Source organism: Flavobacterium cyanobacteriorum (assembly GCF_002251835.1).
GTDB lineage: Bacteria > Bacteroidota > Bacteroidia > Flavobacteriales > Flavobacteriaceae > Flavobacterium > Flavobacterium cyanobacteriorum.
Map to the genome: position 1 here is coordinate 1 of NZ_NOXV01000113.1, position 3,893 is coordinate 3,893.

Below are 3,893 nucleotides of genomic sequence, written 5' to 3' on the forward strand. Positions count from 1 at the left end.
AATAAGCTGGAAATTAATTTAATACAATTTTTGTCGTGTACTTAGTGAAGAATTATAAAATTTTCAATGGATATAAATGTTACTTCGCTGAATATATGTGATAATGTCCTGTAATTTTCTTTTAGTTTTTCTGAAAGGTAGGTTGAAATTTTAAGCGATTGCATCCCCTTGTCCGAATACAGCATTTCTATAATAGCGTTTTTGATTTTTTGTACCAGGATGCTTTTTTGGTTATCTACTATTTCAATACCAAATTCTTTCAGGGAACTGATGAATTCCTGGTATTTATCAACAGGTATGTTTTCCGTGAATTTTACATATCCCGGTTCTGTAACCGTACAGCTGATGCCAAACTTATCAAGTTGTTGCTGTAAAAGAACTTTACACAATTTGTCAAGATTATATTTAATGTAAAGTTCCATCCTGCGATTTTTTTTAAGCGTGATAAAAATAAACATTTTTGAATTAACATCTGTTAACAGGTGCCAGATTATAAACGTGTAAGTTATTTATCATAAATTTACAATACTATAATCTGAATTTCAAACCCTTGCGTGCTATACTGTTTTGTGCATTAAAACATAAAACTTTAGTAGCCGGATAAACAATAGTATATGCAGATACATATCCACCCGCCCGACGGAGGCATCCTGTACACAGAAACCAATATGCAGCAGTTATTTCCTGAGCCTTTAAATGCCGTAACTTCTGTGTTATTCCTGCTGCTGGCATTTTACTGGACAGTGAAGCTTTGGGGCAGGGCAGGGCGGCATACGTTTTTGAGTTTTGCGCTGGTACTTTTGTACATAGGCGGGATAGGTGGCACGATATATCACGGACTCCGGAAATGGAGCATTTTTATTGTGATGGACTGGCTGCCTATAATGCTGCTGTGCCTTTCGGCAGGTATATATTTTTTGGTTAAAGTTACCCGATGGTACTTTGCCCTTGCCCTGCTTTGCGGCTATGCCGCCTTTATGTATTTTTTACGTGTCCGGATGGCCGGTGGCAATGTGCAGTTTTTTATCAATATTAACTATGCTGTACTTGCTTCAGTAGTACTTATACCTGTTTTGGCCCATCTTATAAAAACAGGTTTCAGGAACGGGAAATGGGTAGGAATTGCGCTGCTTGCCTTTGTAGTGGCGCTTATGTTTCGTGTTGCCGACAGCTGGGGATGGTTAACTTCAGGCACTCATTTCCTCTGGCATGTATTTGGGGCGTTGGCTGCTTTTTGTATGTTCCGCTACATTTACCTGATTAATGAAAGCAGCGAAGCTATACCTTAGTGAATCTGTCAGAACCGTTGCCTGAAGAAATTTATAAGCTTAGCCTGAAAATCAGCCATTACCTGCGGATTCCAGTTACCATGACCGCCATCTTCATAAAGGTAATATTCATTATATATCCCCGATTGGTCCAGCGCGGCTTTGAGCCGATTAGCCTGCGATACCGGTACCAGCGGATCCTGGCCTCCATAAAATAATATTGTTGCCGGAGACTGTGCGGTAATATGTTGTGCCGGGCTTACCGCAGTAACAGCTTCGGGCTGGTTGGTAATATTTCCCAGCAGGTAGAGTGCCGCAAGGTTGTAATACGGATGTGAAGTGTAGTATGGGTCTGTAAAATCTGTAGGCCCTACAATACTGCATACGGCCCTGACATTGTTACTATTATCGTACTTATAACTGTATAGCATAGACAAGTGAGCCCCCGCACTTGCCCCAATGAAAGCATAATTTTAAGAGAGGTTGTAATCACTAGCTTTGAGAAATTGTATTACCCGTTCAATATCCTGTACCTGTTTTGGGAACGCCGGGCTCTCGGGAGTAGCAAGTCGATAATTGATATTTACTATAGCATATCCGGGAAATGCGGATTTTAGTATGGGTACTGCATAATTAAAATCAGATTTAGAACCGCTGCTCCATCCGCCACCGTGTACAAGAATAAAAACTTTGGTAATAGCGCTGTTACGGCCTTCCGGCAGATACACGTCCATTACCTGCCCGTTTTCATTGCCATAAGCAACATTGAACAAGTCTTCAGCCGGCAGCACTGTGTCCGCGCTGTTGCCATTGCTTTCATCAGCAGAATTACATCCAAGATTAAAAAGCATGGCTATTAGTGGTAGTATGAATTTTTTCATAAAGTCCTGATGTACAAATATTATGCCCTAAATGGTTAAAAAAGTATTAGCCAAGCGGAAGGTATACAACAAATGTGGCGCCTTCGCCGGGTACTGACTCCGCCATGATAAAACCATTATGCTGGTCAACAATTTTTTTGCATATGCTGAGGCCAATACCGGTACCGGAATATTCCGTTTTACCGTGCAGGCGCTGAAATAATTTAAAAATTTGCCCGCTGTGTTGTTCTTCGAAGCCAATGCCATTATCAGAAAAACGTAGTTCTGCATATTTTTGGCCTGTGTTACTGCCGTTATAGCCGGGGATTTCATATCCGAGTATTTCTTTTGCTGTTATAATGATTTGGGGCTTGTTTTTGCAATATTTTATACTATTGCCAATAAGGTTAGAAAACAACTGGCTCATCTGTAAAGGGTTAGCGTTTAGCGAAGGAAGCTGCCCGGATTTTATCGTTACGTTTTTTTCCTCAATAACCAGTTCAAAATCAATAAGCACCTGTTTCAGTACGGCATTCAGGTCAACATGTTCATTATACGCAGGCCCCGAAGATAACCTGCTGTAAATAAGTACAGCATTTATAAGCTGGGACATCCTCTCTGCGGAGGAATCAATTTTTGAGAGGTACAGGTCAAGGTTGCCGGTTCCTTTTTCGACTATCATGTTAATAAAAGTCCGAATTTTCCGGAGTGGTTCCTGCAGGTCATGGCTGGCAATATAGCTGAAAGATTCCATTTCCTTATTAGTCTGTTCCAGTTCCATATTTTTTCTTTCCAGTACCAGGTTAGCGAAGTTCAGTTCCTGAGTCCTTTCATAGACCATTGCTTCAAGTTTTTGGGCAAAGATTTTTTGTTCATGTATATCCGTAAGCGTGCCTACCCATTCAGTTATGGTTCCTGTTTCATCCCGGAGCGGCACAGTCCGTGCTATATGCCAGCGATAAGTATTGTCGTACCCCCTTTTCAAAAGGAAAGAATTGATATACTCTTCACCTTTTTCCATTGCATTTTCCCAGCATTTTTGGACGTCTTCAAGCATATCCGGGTGTATGGCATCTTTCCATGCCCCTTCTTTGGCTTCTTCGATACTTTGGCCTGTATATTCGGCATACCGTTGGTTATAATATTTTACATTTCCACATGCATCAGTGTGGTATGTGATGTGGGGCATAGTTTCCAGTATAGTCTTCAGCTGTTCATCTTTTTTCTCCTTTACCTGTTTTGCAAGATATTGTTCAGTGACTTCATTTACAACAGCAATAACTCCCGTAATTGTTTTATTTTCAACCAAAGGCTGGTATACGGAATTAAAATATTTTATGACTTTTTTGCCTTTCCTTGAAAACATTACGGGAATTTCCGTAAATCTATGGCTTGTGCCTGTGCGGTAAACCGTTAATAGTTTTTCTACAACTGCCGAACCCTCCAGGTCCGGCATAGCCTCAGTATATTTCTTATTTATAATTTCCTTGCGGGTACGCCCCACGATGCCCAGGTAAATATCGTTAGCTACTTCTATGACAAGGTCTTCCCCTTTAAAAATAACAATGCCTACAGGTGCCTGCCTTATCAGGTTCCTGAATTTCGCTTCACTGTCTTCAATTTTTTACGGGCTATTACCTGCGGCGTCACATCATGTGCTAGGACTATAATACCGGAGGCCTTTTTATTTTCTTCATAAAAGGGCTTATATATGTACTTTGAAGTGGTTTAAACTTTTATTTTATTAAATTTCTTTAGTGCGATG

Annotated in this window: 3 protein-coding genes and 1 pseudogene; 1 reads left to right on the forward strand and 3 read right to left on the reverse strand. The window is 40.5% G+C overall.

The features are described from left to right. Positions 1–41: 41 nt before the first annotated feature. Positions 42–422, reverse strand: coding sequence for a hypothetical protein (locus CHU92_RS01365; RefSeq protein WP_207759786.1), 381 nt, complete (start codon positions 420–422; stop codon positions 42–44). 192 nt (positions 423–614) lie between these two features. Here CHU92_RS01365 and CHU92_RS01370 point away from each other — a divergent pair, with 192 nt between their 5' ends. Then, on the forward strand, positions 615–1,289 hold the full coding sequence (locus CHU92_RS01370) for a hypothetical protein (protein WP_094411844.1): 675 nt from the start codon (positions 615–617) through the stop codon (positions 1,287–1,289). Between the two features lie 8 nt (positions 1,290–1,297). On the opposite strand, the pseudogene CHU92_RS16185 reads toward CHU92_RS01370, so the two are convergent. Both CHU92_RS16185 and CHU92_RS01385 read right to left on the reverse strand, forming a co-directional pair. Beyond that, a pseudogene (locus CHU92_RS16185) lies at positions 1,298–2,149 on the reverse strand (prolyl oligopeptidase family serine peptidase). A 46-nt stretch (positions 2,150–2,195) separates the two neighbouring features. After that, entirely contained in the window at positions 2,196–3,749 is a 1,554-nt protein-coding gene (locus tag CHU92_RS01385) for a PAS domain-containing sensor histidine kinase (RefSeq protein WP_262494629.1), read from the reverse strand. Positions 3,750–3,893 lie beyond the last annotated feature (144 nt).

Bases quoted from the DNA above. Each gene is read 5' to 3' on its own strand.
- CHU92_RS01365 (WP_207759786.1), bottom strand. From the start codon at position 422: ATGGAACTTTACATTAAATATAATCTTGACAAATTGTGTAAAGTTCTT.
- CHU92_RS01370 (WP_094411844.1), top strand. From the start codon at position 615: ATGCAGATACATATCCACCCGCCCGACGGAGGCATCCTGTACACAGAA.